The 18672-nt window shown below is 71.9% G+C and carries 15 protein-coding genes and 1 riboswitch; of the genes, 12 read left to right on the forward strand and 3 right to left on the reverse strand.

The features are described from left to right. The first annotated feature begins 69 nt into the window (after positions 1-69). Positions 70-855 carry a DeoR/GlpR family DNA-binding transcription regulator gene (locus ACQEVU_RS53465; protein ID WP_433338634.1) on the forward strand — a complete coding sequence of 262 codons (786 nt, stop codon included), beginning with the start codon at positions 70-72 and terminating at the stop codon, positions 853-855. On the opposite strand, the gene ACQEVU_RS53470 is transcribed toward ACQEVU_RS53465, so the two are convergent. Then, entirely contained in the window at positions 852-1469 is a 618-nt protein-coding gene (locus ACQEVU_RS53470) for a PadR family transcriptional regulator (RefSeq protein ID WP_433338636.1), read from the reverse strand. The genes ACQEVU_RS53465 and ACQEVU_RS53470 overlap by 4 nt on opposite strands. An 84-nt stretch (positions 1470-1553) precedes the next feature. Between ACQEVU_RS53470 and ACQEVU_RS53475 the strand changes: the two genes are divergently transcribed. Together ACQEVU_RS53475 and ACQEVU_RS53480 are read left to right on the forward strand one after the other, a co-directional pair. Then, entirely contained in the window at positions 1554-2315 is a 762-nt protein-coding gene (locus ACQEVU_RS53475) for a PIG-L deacetylase family protein (protein WP_433338638.1), read from the forward strand. Positions 2316-2438: 123 nt separating this feature from the next. Then, positions 2439-2792, forward strand: a complete 354-nt coding sequence (locus tag ACQEVU_RS53480; RefSeq protein WP_433338640.1) for a DUF3263 domain-containing protein — start codon at positions 2439-2441, stop codon at positions 2790-2792. Positions 2793-2849: 57 nt separating this feature from the next. Here the strand turns inward: ACQEVU_RS53480 and ACQEVU_RS53485 are convergent, their stop codons facing one another. Then, positions 2850-5147, reverse strand: a complete 2298-nt coding sequence (locus ACQEVU_RS53485) for an AAA family ATPase (RefSeq protein WP_433338642.1) — start codon at positions 5145-5147, stop codon at positions 2850-2852. Between the two features lie 77 nt (positions 5148-5224). Here ACQEVU_RS53485 and ACQEVU_RS53490 point away from each other — a divergent pair, with 77 nt between their 5' ends. From ACQEVU_RS53490 to ACQEVU_RS53500, 3 genes are all read left to right on the forward strand, one after another. Further along, positions 5225-7930 carry an alpha/beta fold hydrolase gene (locus ACQEVU_RS53490; protein WP_433338644.1) on the forward strand — a complete coding sequence of 902 codons (2706 nt, stop codon included), beginning with the start codon at positions 5225-5227 and terminating at the stop codon, positions 7928-7930. 139 nt (positions 7931-8069) lie between these two features. Next, positions 8070-8945, forward strand: a complete 876-nt coding sequence (locus tag ACQEVU_RS53495; RefSeq protein WP_433338646.1) for an ABC transporter permease — start codon at positions 8070-8072, stop codon at positions 8943-8945. Between the two features lie 77 nt (positions 8946-9022). Beyond that, complete coding sequence (locus tag ACQEVU_RS53500; RefSeq protein ID WP_433338648.1) at positions 9023-9490, forward strand: hypothetical protein; 468 nt, start codon at positions 9023-9025, stop codon at positions 9488-9490. 43 nt (positions 9491-9533) lie between these two features. Here ACQEVU_RS53500 and ACQEVU_RS53505 read toward each other — a convergent pair whose 3' ends face one another. Then, complete coding sequence (locus ACQEVU_RS53505; RefSeq protein WP_433338650.1) at positions 9534-10454, reverse strand: glucosyl-3-phosphoglycerate synthase; 921 nt, start codon at positions 10452-10454, stop codon at positions 9534-9536. A gap of 85 nt (positions 10455-10539) precedes the next feature. Beyond that, positions 10540-10677: riboswitch (SAM riboswitch) on the forward strand. A 14-nt stretch (positions 10678-10691) separates the two neighbouring features. On the opposite strand from ACQEVU_RS53505, the gene thrC reads away from it, so the two are divergent. The 6 genes from thrC to ACQEVU_RS53535 all read left to right on the forward strand — a co-directional run bounded on the left by thrC (position 10692) and on the right by ACQEVU_RS53535 (position 18662). Beyond that, entirely contained in the window at positions 10692-11960 is a 1269-nt protein-coding gene (thrC, locus tag ACQEVU_RS53510; RefSeq protein ID WP_433338652.1) for a threonine synthase, read from the forward strand. 320 nt (positions 11961-12280) lie between these two features. After that, positions 12281-13285, forward strand: coding sequence for a GNAT family N-acetyltransferase (locus tag ACQEVU_RS53515; protein ID WP_433338654.1), 1005 nt, complete (start codon positions 12281-12283; stop codon positions 13283-13285). Positions 13286-13322: 37 nt separating this feature from the next. Next, positions 13323-14996, forward strand: coding sequence for a phenylacetic acid degradation protein PaaN (gene paaN, locus ACQEVU_RS53520; RefSeq protein ID WP_433338656.1), 1674 nt, complete (start codon positions 13323-13325; stop codon positions 14994-14996). Between the two features lie 283 nt (positions 14997-15279). After that, the gene (locus tag ACQEVU_RS53525; RefSeq protein WP_190251253.1) at positions 15280-15483 is read left to right on the forward strand and encodes a cold-shock protein; all 204 of its coding nucleotides are present in this window, start codon (positions 15280-15282) and stop codon (positions 15481-15483) included. A 456-nt stretch (positions 15484-15939) separates the two neighbouring features. Then, positions 15940-17562, forward strand: a complete 1623-nt coding sequence (gene groL, locus ACQEVU_RS53530; protein ID WP_433338658.1) for a chaperonin GroEL — start codon at positions 15940-15942, stop codon at positions 17560-17562. A 230-nt stretch (positions 17563-17792) separates the two neighbouring features. Further along, entirely contained in the window at positions 17793-18662 is an 870-nt protein-coding gene (locus ACQEVU_RS53535) for a GNAT family N-acetyltransferase (RefSeq protein ID WP_433338660.1), read from the forward strand. Positions 18663-18672 lie beyond the last annotated feature (10 nt).

The following is an 18672-nucleotide window of genomic DNA, read 5'->3' on the forward strand; positions in this document are numbered from 1 at the left end:
GCGTTTACCCGCTGTTTCGCGCATTATTGTGCACACATCTCGCACCGTATGCGCAGGGAGGGGGTCGCCGTGGACCGTTACGCGCGCTGGAACGCGCTCCTGGAGATCCTCACCGACAGCGGCCGGATCAGCGTGGAGGACGCCGCCGACCGGCTCGACGTGTCGCAGGCGACGATCAGGCGCGACTTCGACCAGCTCGCCCAGCAGCAGATGATCACCCGCACCCGCGGCGGCGCCGTGGCCAACGGGGTGTCCTACGACCTGCCCCTGCGGTACAAGACGGCCAAGCATGCCCCGGAGAAGCAGCGCATCGGCGCCGCGGCGGCCGCCCTGGTCTCGCCGGGCATGGTCGTCGCGCTCAACGGCGGCACCACGACCACCGAGGTCGCCCGCGCGCTCGCGGTGCGCCCGGAGCTCACCGGCGGCGTCGACGACGCCCAGCTGACGGTGGTCACCAACGCGCTGAACATCGCCAACGAGCTGCTGGTCCGCTCGCGCATGAAGATCGTCGTCACCGGCGGCGTGGTCCGCCCGCAGTCCTTCGAGCTGGTCGGCCCGCTCGGCGGCAACATCCTGCGCGACGTCACCCTCGACATCGCCCTGCTCGGCGTCGACGCGCTCGACGTGACCCTCGGCGCCGCGGCGCACCACGAGGGCGAGGCCGCAATGAACAGCCTCATGGTCGCCCGCGCCCGCCGCGTCGTGATCATCGCCGACAGCTCGAAGCTCGGCGGCCACGCGTTCGCCCGGATCTGCCCGATCGACCGCATCGACACCCTCGTCACGGACTCGAACGCCACCCAGCCGACGCTGGACGCCTTCCGCGCCGCCGGCGTCAAGATCGTCACCGCCTAGCCGCCGGCCGGGCGGGCGGCGGCCAGGTCGTCGAGGGCGGCGAGCGCGTCCCAGTCGCCCGGGTCGGTCGTGTCCGGCCACTGCTCGACCTGCGCCCGCGCCCACCGGGCCCAGCGGCGCACCGCGTCCTCCTGCTCGTACTGCAGCCGCAGCCCGATCGCGCTGATGTGCGCGCGCTGCGCGAACGGCACCGGCCGCGCCGCCGCCATCTCCGCCAGCGCCGCGATCCGCTCCTCCGCCTCCGCCGCGATGCGCTCGAGCGTGGCCGTGAGCTGCTCCAGCGACCCGGCGTCGGCGAAGAAGACCTTCACCATGGCCTCGAACTCGATGCCGCGCGGCGCCGCGGGCTCGTCCAGCCACTCGCGCAGCGCCGCCCGCCCGGCGCCGGTGATCCGGTAGACGGTCCGGGCCCGCCGGCCGGTCTGCTCGCGCACCGACGTCGCCAGCCCCTGCTCGACCAGCCGCTTCGGCTCGTCGTAGAGCTTGCGCTCGGCCCGCGGCCAGAACCAGTTGAGGCTGCGCCTGACCTGCTTGGCCAGCTCGTACGTGGTCCAGTCGCGCACCGCGAGCAGGCCCAGCAGGGCGTAGGAGGTGGTCGTTCTCGTCCCGGACATGACAGTCACGTTGACATGCTGCCCAGGGCAGTGTCTACTCGCGCCAGATACTGCATTGGGCAGTATTCATAGAGGAGGTTCCCAATGGCGGTCCGGTTGATGGTTGTCGTGGCACACCCCGACGACGAGACGTTCGGGTGCGGGTCGTTGCTGCTGCATGCGGCCGCGGCCGGCGCCGCGACCGCGGTGGTCTGCGCGACCCGCGGGGAGGCCGGCGAGCCGGCGCCCGGCAGCGGCGTCACCGCGGCCGAGCTGCCGGCCGTGCGCGAGCGCGAGCTGCGGGCCGCGGCCGAGCTGCTCGGGGTCTCCCGGGTGGACCTGCTCGGGCTCGCCGACTCCGGGATGGACGGCCCGGCCGGGCCCGGCACGCTGGTCGGCGCCGACCCGGCCGACGTGGCCGAGCGGGTGCTCGCCCGCATCGAGGACTTCCGGCCGGACGTGGTCGTGACCCTCGACGCCGGCGACGGGCACCGCGACCACGCCGCGATCCGGGACGCGACCCTCGCCGCCGTCCGGCGCGCCACCACGCCCATCCGGAAGGTGTACCTGTACTGCCTGCCCCAGACGCTCATGCGCCGCTGGCTGGCGCACCTGGCGGGGGCGAACCCGGACTCGCCGTACCTGGAGGCGGAGGTCCCGGGCACGCCCGACGCCGACATCACGACGGTCGTCGACACCTCGGCGCACCTGGCCGGGCGCGAGAAGGCCATCGCCCACCACGCGTCGCAGGTGTCGCCGTTTGAGGGCATGCCGGCCGAGCTGCGCCGCGCGTTCCTCACCGCCGATCACCTGCGGCGTGTGGTCCCGGCCTGGGACGGCGGGCCTCGCGAGAGCGGGGTGCTGTGAACCGGTGAGCGGCTGGCGCCTGTTTCAAGACTGAGGCGGAATCTGCGCCGGCCGCTGCCCCGCCTCAGTGATGAAACAGGCGCTAGGGTGAGGAGGCTGCCCCCCGATCAGCCAGGAGCGACGATGAAGCGCGACGACCTCGCCGCCGCCCGCGTCCCGGCGCAACCGTCCACAGAGGACGTCGACGACTTCGTCGACGGCGACGACGATCGCGCGCCGGCCCGGCCGGACGTCGCCGTCGCCGAGGAGCCGGCCGAGCTCGACGAGCGCAGCCAGCGGATCCTCGCCTTCGAGAAGCAGTGGTGGCGGCAGGCCGGCGCGAAGGAGCAGGCGATCCGCGACACGTTCGGGCTCGGCGCCACGCGGTACTACCAGCTGCTCAACGCCCTGCTCGACAACCCGCTGGCCCTGGCGCACGACCCGGTGGTGGTCCAGCGGCTGCGCCGGCTGCGCGCCTCCCGCGCCCGCCGCCGGTAGTGCGCGCGGCCAGGAGGCGCTGACCAACGCACGCCTGGTACGCCTGGACCCGGCGGATCAGCGCACCTTCTGCTGCTCCGCATAGTTCGCCAGCCACTCGACCTGCGTCGGGTCCAGCGACGGGCGGACCCGCTCCCGAGCCGTGGCCACGTGTTCCGCGGTGACCTCGGTGGCGTCCAGTGACTCGCGCATCGCGGCCAGCGCCGACTCGCGCACCAGGGCCGCGCAGTCGGCGGCCGAGAACCGCTCCAGCGACGCGGCCAGGGCTCCCAGGTCCACGTCGGCGGCCAGCGGCACCGACTTCGACGCCGCCCGTAGGATCTCGGCCCGCGCGTCGGCGTCCGGCGGCGGCACGAACACCAGCCGCTCCAGCCGGCCCGGGCGAAGCAGCGCCGGGTCGACGAGGTCGGGGCGGTTGGTGGCGCCGATCACGACGACGTTGCGCAGCGACTCGACGCCGTCGAGCTCGGTGAGCAGCGCGGCCACCACCCGGTCGGTGGTGCCGCCGTCGGTGGCCTGGCCGCGGGTCGGGGCGAGCGCGTCGACCTCGTCGAGGAAGACCAGCGTCGGCGCCGCCTCGCGGGCGCGGCGGAACAGCTCGCGCACGGCCCGCTCCGACTCGCCGACCCACTTCGACAGCAGCTCGGCGCCCTTGACCGAGAGCACGTTGGCCTTGCCGGTGCCGGCGATCGCCTTGACGAGGAAGGTCTTGCCGCAGCCGGGCGGGCCGTAGAGCAGCACGCCGCGCGGGGGCTCGATGCCCAGGCGGGAGAAGGCGTCGGGGTACGACAGCGGCCACAGCACCGACTCGGTGAGCGTCTGCTTGACCTCGACCATGTCGCCCACGTCGTCGAGGGTGACCTTGGCCAGCTCGAGCGAGCTCTCGGCCATCGACGTCGGGCGGACGACCTCCAGCGCCGCCTCGAAGTCGGCCATGAGCACCCGCGGCGTCTCGGCCTCGCGGCGGTGGCGCAGCGCGGCCCGCACCCCGGCCTCGCGGGCCAGCGCCGCCAGGTCGGCGGCGACGAACCCGGGCGTGCGGGCGGCGACGTCGTCGAGGCGGACGTCCTCGGCCAGCGGCATGCCGCGGGTGAGCACGGCCAGCTGCTCGCGGCGCAGCGCGGCGTCGGGCAGCGGCAGCGAGATCTCGTGGGCGAGCAACTCGGGGGAGTGCAGCGCCGGGTCGACCGACTCGGGGCGGCTGGTGGTGCACACGACCGCCTCGCCCTCGCGGATCAGCTCGCCCAGCAGCTGGCGGAACACGGTGGCCATTGGCCCGGGCTGATCGCGCGGGGCGAGCGCGTCGACGTCCGAAATCAGCAGAATCGCCGGACGGTGCTCGCTGACTGCGCCGCGCATCTCGTCCGCCGCCCGCCGCAGCCGGGCCGCGGCGTCGTTGTTGGTCAGCGCGGCGATCTCCGGCGCCCACAGGGCGATCACCTGGGCCTCGACCTCGCCGGCGACGGCGTGCACGAGCGCCGACTTGCCGGAGCCGGCCGGCCCGGTGACCAGCACGCCGAGGGAGACGGTGGTGCCGAGCTGGGTCAGCACCTCGCCGTGGTGGAAGCCGAGGTCCAGCAGCTCGATCAGCTGCTCGGCCTGGGCGCGCAGGCCGGGCAGGTCGTCCAGCGTCGGCGGCGGCACCGCGGGCGCGCTCGCGGCCGCGCCGGCCGTCGCGCCCGCCGGGCCGGGCGTCGGGACGGCGGCCGGCGCGGAGCCGGGCGTCGCCATGACGCTGCCAGGTGAGTGCGTGGCCTGGCCGTGCTGCCAGCCGACGGCGGTGTCCATGGTCACCAGCGCGCCCGGGTCCGGGTCGGCGGCCACGACGTTGAGCAGGGCGCTGGTCCAGGCGTAGCCGACGGTGTTGGACAGGCTGCGCCGGGCCGCCTCGACCAGGCCCCGGTCGACCATGTGCACCGCGGGCGTGGAGACGGACAGGGTGCCCAGCGAGACGTCCTGGGGCAGCAGCGAGACGTTGTCGCCGACCGTGACGACCTTGCCCAGCAGGGCCAGCCGCAGCATCTCCGGCGACACCACCGCCATGATCTCGGCCGGGCCGTTGAGCGTCACCCCGGACGCGGCCCGCAGCGGCGCGGGGGCCACGGTGACCTGGCCGCCGTCGCGCAGGCCGAGGTTGCCCAGCAGCAGGTCGTCGGCGTAGAGCAGGGCCCGGCTCGCGCTCGGCTCGGCGACCGCGACGATGCCGGCCGAGGTGCGCCGCCCGGTCAGCGTGACCGGGTCGCCCGGCCGCAGCCCGAGCGCGGTGATGACCTCCGGGTGCAGGCGCACGACGCCGCGGCGGGCATCGAGCGCGGCGGGGCGCAGGCTGGCAGTGAGCGTCAAGGTCGCCGACACGCAGTCGAGCGTAGCCGTTGCTGAGAAGGGCCTGAGTGGTTCGGCCTCCGGCCACGTCGGGTGCGTACGGTTGGCGAATGCGACTACGCCTGCCCAGCCTCAGCCGGCGCCGGATCATCTCCGGCGCCGTTGCCATCGTGCTCGTCGCGGGGCTGGTCGGCTGGGCGGCGGCGCCCAAGCCGAAGAGCTTCCGCACCGCCGACCAGATGATCACGGTGCGCACCGGGCCGGACGACTCGGCCGAGGTCAGCCTCGACACCACGCTGTACGTGCCCAAGTCCGCGAGCGCGGGGCACCCGGTCCCGGCGATCATGCTGGCGCACGGCTTCGGCGGCACGAAGCAGAGCGTCCGCGGCGACGCCGAGCTGTACGCCGACCAGGGCTACGCCGTGCTGACCTGGACCGCGCAGGGCTTCGGCCGCTCCACCGGCGAGATCCATGTCGACAGCCCCGACTGGGAGGTCAAGGACGCCCAGCGGCTCGTCGACTGGCTGGCCGCCCGGCCCGACATCGCCAAGGTCGGCGGCGACCCGAAGGTGGCCGCGGTCGGCGGCTCCTACGGCGGCGCGCTGTCGCTGCTGCTCGCCGCGCAGGACCCGCGCATCGACGCGATCGTGCCGATGATCACCTGGAACGACCTGGTCAACGTCTTCCTGCCGGGCGGGGTGTTCAAGAAGCAGTGGGCCGGGCTGTTCTTCGGCTCGTCGGAGAACCCGGACAACCCGCAGTGCGGCCGATTCGCCGCCGACATCTGCCGGGCGTACCTCGACATCGCCGCCACCGGCCGGGCCACGCCCGCCTCGGAGGCGCTGCTGCGCAAGTCCTCGCCGTCGTCCGTAATCGACAAGATCAAGGCGCCGACGCTGCTCGTCCAGGGGCAGATCGACACCCTGTTCCCGCTCAGCGAGGGCGACGCCAACGCCCGCGGCATCGCCGCCAACGGCACCCCGGTGCGGGTCGCCTGGTTCACCGGCGGCCACGACGGCGGCACCGGCCCGCAGTCCGAGGTCGACCGGCTGCGGCTGCTGGCCGGCCAGTGGCTCGACCACTACCTCAAGGGCAACGGCGCGGCGCCCGAGAACAGCTTCACCTACGCGCGTGTCTCCGGCCTCAACGCGCAGGGCCGCGGCGTGGTCACCACCGCGTCCAAGGTGGCGGACTACCCGGGCCTGCACGACGCGGGCACGTCGGTCGACCTGCGCGGCCCGGCCCAGTCGATCGCCAACCCGCCGGACGGCAACCCGGCCGCGATCTCGTCGCTGCCGATCGCCGGCCTGTCGAGCCTGCTCGGCGCGGCCGGGGCGGCCGGGGCCGGGGTGACCCGGGAGGTGCCCGGCCAGAACGCGAGCTTCGTCTCCGCGCCGCTGCTGGGCGCCCTCGACGTCGCCGGCGCGCCCGCCGTCAAGCTGCGGGCCGCGTCCCCGACCGGCGAGGCGACGCTGTTCGTCAAGCTCTACGACCTGCCGGGCGACGGCTCGCCGGGGAACATCCCGGACGGGCTCATCGCCCCGATCCGCCTCACCGGGCTGGCGAAGGACATCTCCGGCGCGGTGCCGGTGACCGTCACCCTGCCCGCCGTCGTGCACCGCTTCGAGGCCGGGCACCGGATCGGCATCACCGTGGCGACCTCCGACAGCGCCTACTGGTCGCCGTCGGAGCCGGTGGTGTACACCGTGGCGGTCGACGGCGCGGTCACGCTGCCCGCCATCGCCGGCACGCCGCTCGCCGACCCCGATGTGATCTGGGTGTACGTCCTGATCGGCCTCGTCGCCGCCATCGCGCTCGGTCTCGTCCTGGTGCTGCTGCTGGCCCGCCGCCGGGCCCGGCGCATCGACCGCAGCTTCGAGACCGACCTCGTCGACACGCCGCTGGTCGTGCGGGGGCTGCGCAAGGAGTACAAGGACTTCGTCGCGGTCGCCAAGGTGGACTTCACCGTCAACCGCGGGCAGGTCGTCGGCCTGCTGGGCCCGAACGGCGCCGGCAAGACGACGTCGCTGCGCGTGCTCATGGGCCTCACCCGGCCGACGTCGGGGGAGATCCTCGTCTTCGGCCACCGGCTGCTGCCCGGCGCGCCGGTGCTGTCCCGGGTCGGCGCGCTGGTCGAGGGGCCGGGCTTCCTGCCGCACCTCACCGGCGCGCAGAACCTGGAGCTGTACTGGAAGGCGACCGGCCGCCCGGCCGCCGACGCGCGCTTCGAGGAGGCCTACGACATCGCCGGCCTCGGCAGCGCCGTGCACCGCAAGGTGCGCACCTACAGCCACGGCATGAAGCAGCGCCTCGCGATCGCGCAGGCCATGCTCGGCCTGCCGGAGCTGCTCGTGCTCGACGAGCCGACGGACGGGCTCGACCCGCCGCAGATCGCCGAGATGCGCCGGGTGCTGCGCCGCTACGCCACCGGCGGGCGGGCGGTGCTGGTCTCCAGCCACCTGCTGGCGGAGGTCGAGCAGACGTGCACCGACGTCGTGGTCATGCACCGCGGCGAGGTGGTCGCCGCGGGGCCGGTCGAGGACATCGTCGGCGACTCCCCGACGGTGCAGCTGGACGTCTCCGACGTCGTCGAGGCCGAGAAGGTGCTGCGCGACCTCGCCGGCGTCCGCTCGGTCGCCGCGGCGGACGGCCGCGGGCTGGTCGTCGACGTCGACGGCATGCCGCGCGCCGAGATGGTGGCGGCGCTGGTGCGCGCCGGGGTCGGCATCGACCGGGTCGCGCCGCGCCGGCGGCTGGAAGACGCATTCCTTTCATTGGTCGGCGGGGACACCAAGGCGAGCGGGGAGCGGCCGTGAGCGGTTCGGAGCGAAGCGGCGCCCGGTCTGGGTCGACCGTCGCGAAGCCTCGTCGAGCCAGACTGGGCGTTGAGACCGCTCACCACAAGCACAGTCGACGGCCCTTGCACGGCCGCAGCGAAGCGGAGGACGCGTGAGCATGGATACAGCTACAGCTGTGATCGGGGGCGCGGCGGGCTACCGGCCGGGCGCGACCCTCTCGCTGTGGACCGAGATCCGACGGCAGGCCTCGCGCCGGCGCACGCAGCTGGCGCTGGGCTTCATGGTGCTGCTGCCACTGATCATCCTGACCGCGTTCCAGCTCGACAGCGGCAACGACAACGGCGGCGGCAACAACGGCGAGTTCTCCCGCCTGTCGGACCTGGCCACCTCCGGCGGCCCGAACTTCACCCTGTTCACCCTGCTGGTCTCGTCCGGCTTCCTGCTCGTCGTGGTGGTCGCGCTGTTCTGCGGCGACACCGTGGCCAGCGAGGCGAGCTGGGGGAGCCTGCGCTACCTGCTGGCCATGCCGGTGCCCCGGGCGCGCCTGCTCGGCATCAAGCTGACCGTCGCGCTGCTCTACAGCCTGCTCGCGATCCTCACCCTGGTGGCCACCGCGCTGCTGGCCGGGACGCTGCGCTACGGCTGGGCGCCGCTGAGCGCCCCGATCGGCGGGGAGATCCCGGCCGGCACGAGCGTGGTGCGGCTGCTGGAGATCGTCGGGTACCTGTGCGTGTCCCTGCTCGTCGTGGCGTCCCTGGCGTTCCTGCTGTCGGTGTCGACCGACGCGCCGCTGGGCGCCGTCGGCGGGGCGGTGCTGCTGCAGATCCTGTCGAACATCCTCGACCAGATCACCGCGCTGGGAAACCTGCGCACCGTGCTGCCGACCCACTACGCCGACGCCTGGCTGGGCCTGCTGTCCAGCCCTATGCAGACCGGCGATCTGGTCAAGGGCTGTGTGGCTGCGCTGATGTACGCCACCGTGTTCTTCTCCCTGGCCTGGTGGCGCTTCCTGCGCAAGGACGTCGTCAGCTGAGGACGCAGCGCGTGGTGAGCTGAGGGCTGCGGACCCCTGCATGGACGGGCCGCTACCGGCCGGTAGGGTGCCCGTCCATGCGGATCTCCGCCCTCGGTGGCGCGTGCGTGTTGGTCGTGGGGCTCGCCGCCCTCGCGGCGGGCCTCTACTACGACCAGGCGCACCTGGTGCAGTGGACGCACTTCGCGCAGACGTCGAACCTGACGCAGGGGCCGACGGAGGTGGAGACCGCCCGCATCTTCACCCTGCTCGGCGCGATCGCCAGCGGGTTCGGGGCCGCGGTGGCGGCCGGCAGCACGCTGCTGGCCCGCCTCGGCGGCCGCACCGGCCAGTGGGTGCTGCGCCTCATAGCGGTCCTGCTGCTCGTCGTCATGCTGCTCATCGCCGTGGCCGTCATCGTCGGCTCGTTCACCGGCGACGACCCGGTGGCCGTCATCGAGACGCCGTGGTGGCTGCTCACCGCCGAGTGGGGCGCCCTCGTCCTCGCGGTGCTGGGCGCCGGCACCGCGACCGCGCAGCTGTGGCGCTTCGTGCCCGAGTCATGAGGCCGATGCTCGTCGTGGCCGGCGGCGCCACCGTCGCGGGGCGTCAGGCGGCCCCGTAGCCGGGGACCGTCCGGATCGGCGGGCGGTCGGGGTGGGAAACGGGCGTCTCTCGCGGTACCACCGCGGAGTCATGCCGCTCGAACTGCGTCAGCGTCGGCCAGAGCGCCCGCTCGGGGGCCACCCGGGCGTGGATCGTGTGCACGATCGTCGCCGCCATCCGCCCCAGCGCCGCCGTGTCCTGGTGGCCGTGGGTGCGCTGGCCGAGGTCGACCTGCGCCACCGCGTCCAGCCCGTGCCCGCGGAACGTGTCGATGAGCAGCCCCGTCTCCACGCCGTAGCCGGCCGCGAACGGCAGCGACTCCAGCAGCGTGCGCCGCGCCGCGTACTCGCCGGCCAGTGGCTGGACCACCCCGGCGAGCTCCGGGAAGTGGGCGTTGAGCAGCGGCCGGGCGGCGAGCTCGGTGACCCGCCCGCCGCCGGCCGCGGAGACGTCGAGCAGCGGCCGGTCGTAGAACGCCTTGACCATCAGCGTGGCCGGGTCGGCGAAGAGCGGGCCGAGCAGCCCGGTCACGAAGTGCGGGCGGAAGTCTGTGAGGTCGGCGTCGACGTACACCAGCACGTCGCCCTTCGTCACCGCGAGCGCCTTCCACAGCACCTCGCCCTTGCCCGGCCGAGACCCGGCCGCCGGCAGGATGTCGTCGCGGTGGTGCACGGTCGCCCCGGCCGCCGCCGCCACCTCGGCGGTGCGGTCCACGGAGCCCGAGTCGACCACGATCACCTCGTCGACGAGCGGCCCCAGCGTCCGTACCCCGGTCACGATCTCCCCGACGGTCGGCTCCTCGTCCAGGGCCGGCAGCACCACGCTCACCCGGGTATCGCCCTTCGCCGCGAGCACGTCCTCCTCCGGCCAGTCCCGCCAGCCGGACGTGCGCCGTGCGAACCAGTCCGCCGCGATCGGGTGCATGAGTGAACGCTAGCCCCGTCCACCCCGTGAGATGGCTCATACCCGGGCCCGGGTGGCGCCCCTTACAATCGGGGAACAACTGAATACCTCATCCAGAGGGGCAGAGGGATACGGCCCGATGAAGCCCCGGCAACCCCTGCGAGCGTCTCGATGCTGAGGCCCGCCCGCTCGCGGTAGGTGCCAAATCCGTCCTTGCGCGAAACCGCGCTCGGAAAGATGAGAGGAAGGCCTCCCGCCATGACCTCGACGCTCGGCGTCTTCACCGACTCGCCCGCCCGCAACCTCGTGTGCCGCGGCTGCGGCGCCACCTTCCCGCTCGCCGCGCAGCACGCCTGTTACGAGTGTTTCGGCCCGCTCGAGGTCGGCTACGACCCCGAGGCGCTGGCCCGGGTGACACGTGAGCAGATCGAGGCGGGTCCCCAGAACATCTGGCGCTACGCGCCGCTGCTGCCGGTCGGCGTCGACCCGTCCACCCGCGTCACCCTCGACCCGGGCCTCACCCCGCTGGTCAAGGCCGACGGCCTGGGCAAGGAGCTCGGGTTCACCGCGCCGCTGTACGTCAAGGACGACTCGGCCAACCCGACCCACTCGTTCAAGGACCGGGTCGTGTCGGTCGCGCTGACCGCCGCGCGGGCGCTGGGCTTCACGCGGTACTCCTGCGCCTCCACCGGCAACCTCGCCAACTCCGTCGCCGCGCACGCCGCGCGCGCCGGCGTCCCGTCGACCGTGTTCATCCCGGCCGACCTGGAGCCCGGCAAGGTCGTCATGACGGCGGTGTACGGCGGCGAGGTCGTCGCCATCGAGGGCTCCTACGACGAGGTCAACCGGCTCTGCTCCGAGCTGACGGAGACCGACGAGTTCGAGGACACCGCGTTCGTCAACGTCAACGTCCGGCCGTTCTACGCCGAGGGCTCCAAGACGCTCGGCTACGAGGTCGCCGAGCAGCTCGGCTGGCGCATCCCGGCCCAGGTGGTCATCCCGATGGCCAGCGGCGAGCTGCTGACGAAGATCGACAAGGCGTTCGTCGAGCTGGTCGAGATCGGGCTCGTGCCGCCGAGCGAGTGGAAGGTCTTCGGCGCCCAGTCGGCCGGCTGCAACCCGATCGCCAAGGCGCTGCACGACGGCGTCGACGAGATCACCCCGGTGCGGCCGACCGGCATCGCGAAGTCGCTGAACATCGGCGACCCGGCGGCCGGCGTCTACGCGCTGGAGGCGGTGCGCCGGACCGGGGGCTGGATGGAGTACGTCGACGACGACGAGATCCGCGCCGGCATCCAGCTGCTGGCCCGCACCACCGGCGTGTTCGCCGAGACGGCCGGCGGCGTCACCACCGCGGTGCTCAAGAAGCTGGTCGAATCGGCCAAGCTCGACCCCAACGCCGAAACGGTCATCTTCAACACCGGCGACGGCCTCAAGACCCTCGATGCGGTCGCGGAGCGGGTCGGCCCGACCCACCGTGTCAAGCCCTCGCTGAAGTCGGCCCGCGAGGCCGGCCTGCTCGGATGATTTTTTGAGCGACGATCATTACCGAGCGTTCAGATTGAGAGAGCGCTTCCAGACTTGGACGAGGAACGGATCGTCCGAATGGCGGAGTTTATCGATACTGAGCGTGATCGCGGCGGCGCCGTCCGCCGTGTGACGGACTTGACGCCGTAGGTGCCGGGGTTCAGGATGCTCCGTGCGGGAGGACGTGTCGCCGCGAGGCCGGAACCCTGGTTCGGGCCCGCGACCACAACACCGGAGGTGTTGGCGAGCGTCCTCTCGACCAATTTCCGGGCATGGATATTTGGTTGCCCCGGCGCCGGTGACCGGCCCACGCTGGCGGCATGGCCCAATCCACGCTCGAGATCGTCGAGGTGCGCGCCGATGACCCGGCCGCCATCGACGCGGCGTACGAGATCAACGAGGCCGCGCAGCGCGCGGACGTACCCGACTTCCCGCCCGAGTGCCGATTCCTGCACCGGGCGACCTTCGCCGTACCGCCGCCGGCCGACGAGCGGCACGTGTACCTGGCCCTCGACGGCGACACCCCCGCCGGCACCCTCCAGCTGGACCTGCCCCGGCTGGACAACCTGGACAAGGCCAACGTCGAGCTCTCCGTGCGGCCGGAGCACCGGCGCCGCGGCATCGGGCGGGCCCTCGCCGCGCACGCCGCCGGCGTCGCCCGGGCGGCCGGGCGCACCGGCTGGCTCGGGTTCAGCCTGGACGCGGCCGCCCCGTCGGCCTTCAGCGCCGCCCTCGGCCTGACCAACGGGCTCACCGACGCCCGCCGGCGCCTGCTGCTGGCCGACGTCGACGAGGCCGCGGTCGACCGGCTCCACGCCGAGGGCCTGGAGCGCGCCGCGGGCTACTCCGTCGTGCAGTGGCGCAACGACCTGCCTTCGGAGTACCTCGACGACCTGGCCGCCCTCGACAGCTCCTTCATCGCCGAGACGCCGATGGGCGAGCTGGCCTACGAGCCGCAGAACGTCACCGCCGAGCGCATGCGCCGGCAGTACGAGGCGTTCGCCGCCTGGGGGACCCGCCGCTACGAGACCGGCATCGTCCACGACGCGACCGGCCGGCTCGTCGCCTGGACCGCGATGCGGGTGGCGAAGACCGTCGACTGGCACGCCTGGCAGCTGATCACCCTGGTCCATCCGGCCCACCGCGGGCACCGGCTCGGCATCGTCGCGAAGGTGGCCAACCTGCGGGCGATGCGGGCGGCCGAGCCGGCGGTGACGACCATCGACACATTCAACGCGGCATCCAACTCGTTCATGATCTCGATCAACGAGGCGATGGGGTTCCGCTTCCGGGAGTACTGGTCGAACTGGCAGGGTCCGATTTAGGACGGCGCCCGCGGGCGGCGGTGGCAGGATTGCCCGCATGGAGAACTCACACCCCATGTTCGCCAGCCACGCGGACACGCTGGAGCGGGCGCTGACCGCGATCGCTGAGCGTGCGTACTGGTCCAACTACCCGGAGTCGCCGAGCCCGCGCATCTACGGCGAGCACGCGGCCGCCGAGGGCGAGGCGGCCTTCCGCGCCTACCTGGGCGGGGACTTCCCGCTCAAGGACCAGCCGGGCATCACCGACTGGGTGTCCACCGAGAGCTCGCCCTTCGGGATCGGGCTCGACGTGCGGTACCCCCACCTGGATCTTGATCTTGCTTTTGCCGCCCTCGCCGAGGGCATGCCGGCGTGGCGGGCGGCCGGCCCGCAGACCCGCGCCGGCGTGTGCCTGGAGATCCTCGCGCGCGTGCACCGGTCCGTCTTCGAACTGGCCAACGCCGTGCACGCGACCACCGGGCAGGCCTTCGTCATGGCGTTCCAGGCCGGCGGGCCGCACGCGCTCGACCGCGCGCTGGAGGCCGTCGCCTACGCCTACCGCGAGATGACCCGCACGCCGGCCAGCGCCGACTGGGAGAAGCCGGCCGGCAAGGGCCAGACGCTGCACATGGCCAAGACCTTCCATGTGGTACCGCGGGGAGCCGCCCTGGTCGTCGGCTGCAACACGTTCCCGACCTGGAACTCGTACCCGGGGTTCTTCGCGTCCCTGGTGACCGGCAACCCCGTGATCGTCAAGCCGCACCCGCGCGCGGTCCTGCCCCTCGCGATCACCGTGAAGATCGCCCGCGAGACGCTCGCCGACGCCGGCTTCGACCCCAACCTCGTGCTGCTGGCCGCCGAGGCGCCCGGCGAGGGGCTGGCCAAGACCCTCGCGCTGCGCCCCGAGGTGCGCATCATCGACTTCACCGGCTCGACCGAGTTCGGCGACTGGCTGGAGGCCAACGCCCGCCAGGCCGTCGTCTACACCGAGAAGGCCGGCGTGAACACCATCGTCGTGGACTCCACCGACGACTTCGCCGGAATGTGCCGCAACATCGGATTCTCGCTGGTGTTGTACTCCGGGCAGATGTGCACGACGCCGCAGAACATTCTCGTCCCCGTCGGCGGCATTGCCACCGACGAAGGGCACAAGAGCTTCGACGAGGTCGCGCAGGGCATCGCGGCCGCCGTCGGCAAGCTCACCGCCGACGCGGCAAAGGGCGTCGAACTCACCGGCGCCATCGTGAACGAGGGAGTATTGGAGCGGCTCCAGAAGGCCGCCGCGGTCGGCGAGCCGGTGCTCGAATCCTCAGACGTTTCGCATCCGGCTTATGCCGGCGCGACCGTGCGTACGCCCCTCATCCGGAAACTCGGCGCCGACGACGCGCCGACCTATGGCACGGAGTGGTTCGGCCCCATTTCATTCGTTGTTGCAACCGATTCCACGCCGGGCAGTTTGCGGATCTTCGCCGACACCGTGGGCCGGAAGGGTGCATTGACCGCTTCGGTGTATTCCACATCGCCCGCGGTGCTGGATGCGATGGAAGAGGCCGCGCTGCTTGCCGGTGTGCATTTGTCAGTCAACCTTACGGGTGGGGTGTTCGTAAACCAGTCGGCGGCCTTTTCCGACTTCCACGCCAGCGGCGCCAATCCGGCGGCCAATGCCGCGCTCACCGACGGCGCCTACGTCGCGGGCCGCTTCCGCGTTGTCCAGTCACGCCGTCACGTGTAGTCCCGTAGGTTACTAACACGTAGTCGCCGGGCGATGTTTGACTCTGCAAGGGAAAGTGCGGAGAAGGCATGCTCGGCGACCTTTTCGAACTGCTTGATTCGTGACCTTGCTGTCCGATTTGGGCCTGTCGTGGTTCGGGTTACCTCGTGTACCGTGCGGTTCGTCATCGATCCAACGCCTGCGCCACCCCCGGCTGCCGGCGGCCCCCTGGGTCGAAGGCCCGAGCTGGTTCCCCACAACCAGCCGAGTGATCGCAGCAGGACCGAAGTAGAGGAAGTGCACCGTGGCACAGGGCACCGTCAAGTGGTTCAACAGCGAGAAGGGCTATGGCTTCATCGCGGTCGACGGGGGGCAGGACGTGTTCGTCCACTTCTCCGCGATTCAGATGGACGGCTACAAGTCGCTGGAAGACGGACAGCGCGTCGAGTTCGAGATCGCGCAGGGTCAGAAGGGGCCGCAGGCAGAAGGGGTTCGCTTGCTTGCCTGACCCCCGTTTGCTTCCCCCGCCGGGGCACCGTCCTCATTGATGAGGAACGGTGCCCTGCGTCGTTTTACGGCCCTCTTTTCCCGGCTTGCGGCGTTTTTCGACAAGTCGGGCGCTCCGCGCCACGACTTGTCGGATTTATACCCCGTCGGGGGATAGATGGCTTCCGGGGTCGGGGTGATCTTGGCCCCCGGCCACCTCCGCCGTCACCCGCGGTTTGCTTGCACTCGACTGGCCAGAGTGCTAAACAAGGACTTGGCACTCGCATCAGGTGAGTGCCAATGGTCGGGACGGTGCAGTCCTCCGGTGGGCAACCACCGCGAGGCTGGTCGTCGCGGGCTCATCCGGCCCGACCGCCCGGGGAACCCGCAGGGTCCTCGAAGGTGCGAAAGCAGGCGGTGAGCCGCCGGCCCCACGTGGGTCGAGGCGAATCGTGAGTGTCCAGGAGGACAACGCCGAATGGCCAAGATTATCGCGTTCGACGAAGAGGCGCGCCGCGGTCTCGAGCGGGGCATGAACACCCTCGCCGACGCCGTCAAGGTGACGCTGGGCCCCAAGGGCCGCAACGTCGTCCTCGAGAAGAAGTGGGGCGCGCCCACCATCACCAACGATGGTGTGAGCATCGCCAAGGAGATCGAGCTCGAGGACCCGTACGAGAAGATCGGCGCCGAGCTGGTCAAGGAAGTTGCCAAGAAGACCGACGACGTTGCCGGTGACGGCACGACGACGGCGACCGTGCTGGCGCAGGCGCTGGTCCGTGAGGGCCTGCGCAACGTCGCCGCCGGCGCGAACCCGATGGCCCTGAAGCGCGGCATCGAGGCGGCGGTCACGTCCGTCGCCGACGAGCTGGCCAACCTGGCCAAGGACGTGGAGACCAAGGAGCAGATCGCCTCCACCGCCTCCATCTCCGCGGGCGACGCCACGGTCGGCGAGATCATCGCCGAGGCGATGGACAAGGTCGGCAAGGAAGGCGTCATCACCGTCGAGGAGAGCAACACCTTCGGCCTCGAGCTCGAGCTCACCGAGGGTATGCGCTTCGACAAGGGCTACATCTCGCCGTACTTCGTGACCGACACCGATCGGATGGAGGCCGTCCTCGACGACCCCTACATCCTCATCGTCGAGTCGAAGGTCTCCGCGGTGAAGGACCTCCTCCCGGTGCTGGAGAAGGTCATGCAGTCGGGCAAGCCGCTCGCGATCATCTCCGAGGACGTCGAGGCCGAGGCCCTGGCGACCCTCGTGGTGAACAAGATCCGCGGCACCTTCAAGTCGGTCGCCGTCAAGGCGCCCGGCTTCGGCGACCGCCGCAAGGCGATGCTGACCGACATCGCGATCCTGACCGGCGGTCAGGTCATCAGCGAGACCGTCGGCCTCAAGCTCGAGAACGCCGACCTGGGTCTGCTCGGCCGCGCCCGCAAGGTGGTCGTGACCAAGGACGAGACCACGATCGTCGACGGCGCCGGCGACGCCGACTCGATCAACGGCCGGGTCTCGCAGATCCGCGCCGAGATCGAGAAGAGCGACTCGGACTACGACCGCGAGAAGCTGCAGGAGCGCCTGGCCAAGCTGGCCGGCGGCGTTGCGGTCATCAAGGTCGGCGCGGCCACCGAGGTCGAGCTCAAGGAGCGCAAGCACCGCATCGAGGACGCCGTTCGCAACGCGAAGGCGGCCGTCGAGGAGGGCATCGTCCCCGGTGGTGGCGTGGCCCTGGTGCAGGCCGGCAAGACCGCGTTCGACAAGCTGGACCTGGTCGGCGACGAGGCGACCGGCGCGCAGATCGTTCGCGTGGCGCTGGACGCCCCGCTGCGTCAGATCGCCGTGAACGCCGGCCTCGAGGGCGGCGTCGTGGTCGAGCGCGTGCGCAACCTGGAGGCCGGTCACGGCCTCAACGCCGCGACGGGCGAGTACGTCAACCTCCTGGCCGAGGGCATCATCGACCCGGCCAAGGTGACGCGTTCGGCGCTGCAGAACGCCGCTTCGATCGCGGCCCTGTTCCTCACCACGGAGGCCGTGGTGGCGGACAAGCCCGAGAAGGAGAAGGCCCCGGCCGGCGCGCCGGGCGGCGGCGACATGGACTTCTGAGTCCACGCTGAACCACGTCAGGGCGGGATGGCCTTCGGGCTGTCCCGCCCTTTCGCTTGCCCTCGTCGCCCGCGTCTTCCGGCGTCGTGGGCCTGGGACCGATATGTCGGATTTATACCTTATTTCGCCTTTGCATCCGTCCTGCGTGGATTTTGGACGGCTGTTTCGTTTTCCTCACATCCGTGCGACAGGAGCGCCGATCCGCCCTAACAGTTAGGTATGTTTACCAAATGATCGTGGATCTCGACGACCTGTCCAGCGCCGCTGACCTGCTGACTCGTGCGCTCGACCTGCCCGAGGACGCGGCCGAGGCGGGCATGCTCGCCGGTCGGCTCGCGGCGCCGCCGGCCGGGCGGCCCGTGACGCGGCTGACCGCCGACGACGGCACCGGCCTGGTCTTCGCCTCGATCAACGACGCCGACCCGCGGCTGGGCCATGTCGAGCTGCTGGCCGTACGGCCCGAGGTGCGCCGCCGGGGCGTGGGCGCCGCGCTGCTGCGGGCCGCCGAGGAGCGCCTGGCCGACCTGGGCGCCGAGCGCGTCCGGCTCGGCGGCAACCCGCCGTGCTATGCATGGCCGGGGATCGACGTGCGGTACACCCCGGCGGTGTGCCTCGCCCGCCGCGCCGGCTACAGGCTCACGGACACCGCCTGGAACATGACCGCGGACCTCACGCTGCGCAGCGCCGAGGCGGCCCGCGACGAGGCCCGGCTCGAAGCCACCGGCGTGAAGGTGCTGCCCGCCGGCGGCGACACCCCGGACTGGGTGCGCTCCATCTGGGGCGACGGCTGGGCCTGGGAGGTCGAGCAGTCGCTGGACCGTGGCGGGGCGGGGTGCTATGTCGCCGTACGAGATGGGGAGATCTTGGGTTTTGCGGCGTATGGCGCGAACCGTCCCAGCTGGTTCGGCCCCATGGGGACGGCGCCGGCCGCCGAGGGGCTCGGGGTCGGCCGGGTACTGCTGCGTCGATGCCTCGCCGACCAGCGCGCCGGCGGCCTCACGACCGCCCAGATCGGGTGGGCCGGGCCGATCGGCTTCTACTCGAAGGCCGTCGCCGCCCGCCTCGAGCGCATCTTCTGGATCTACACGAAGGCGCTGTAAACGCATGCGG

It is taken from the genome of Dactylosporangium sp. CA-139066, assembly GCF_050936175.1.
Classification (GTDB): Bacteria; Actinomycetota; Actinomycetes; order Mycobacteriales; family Micromonosporaceae; genus Dactylosporangium.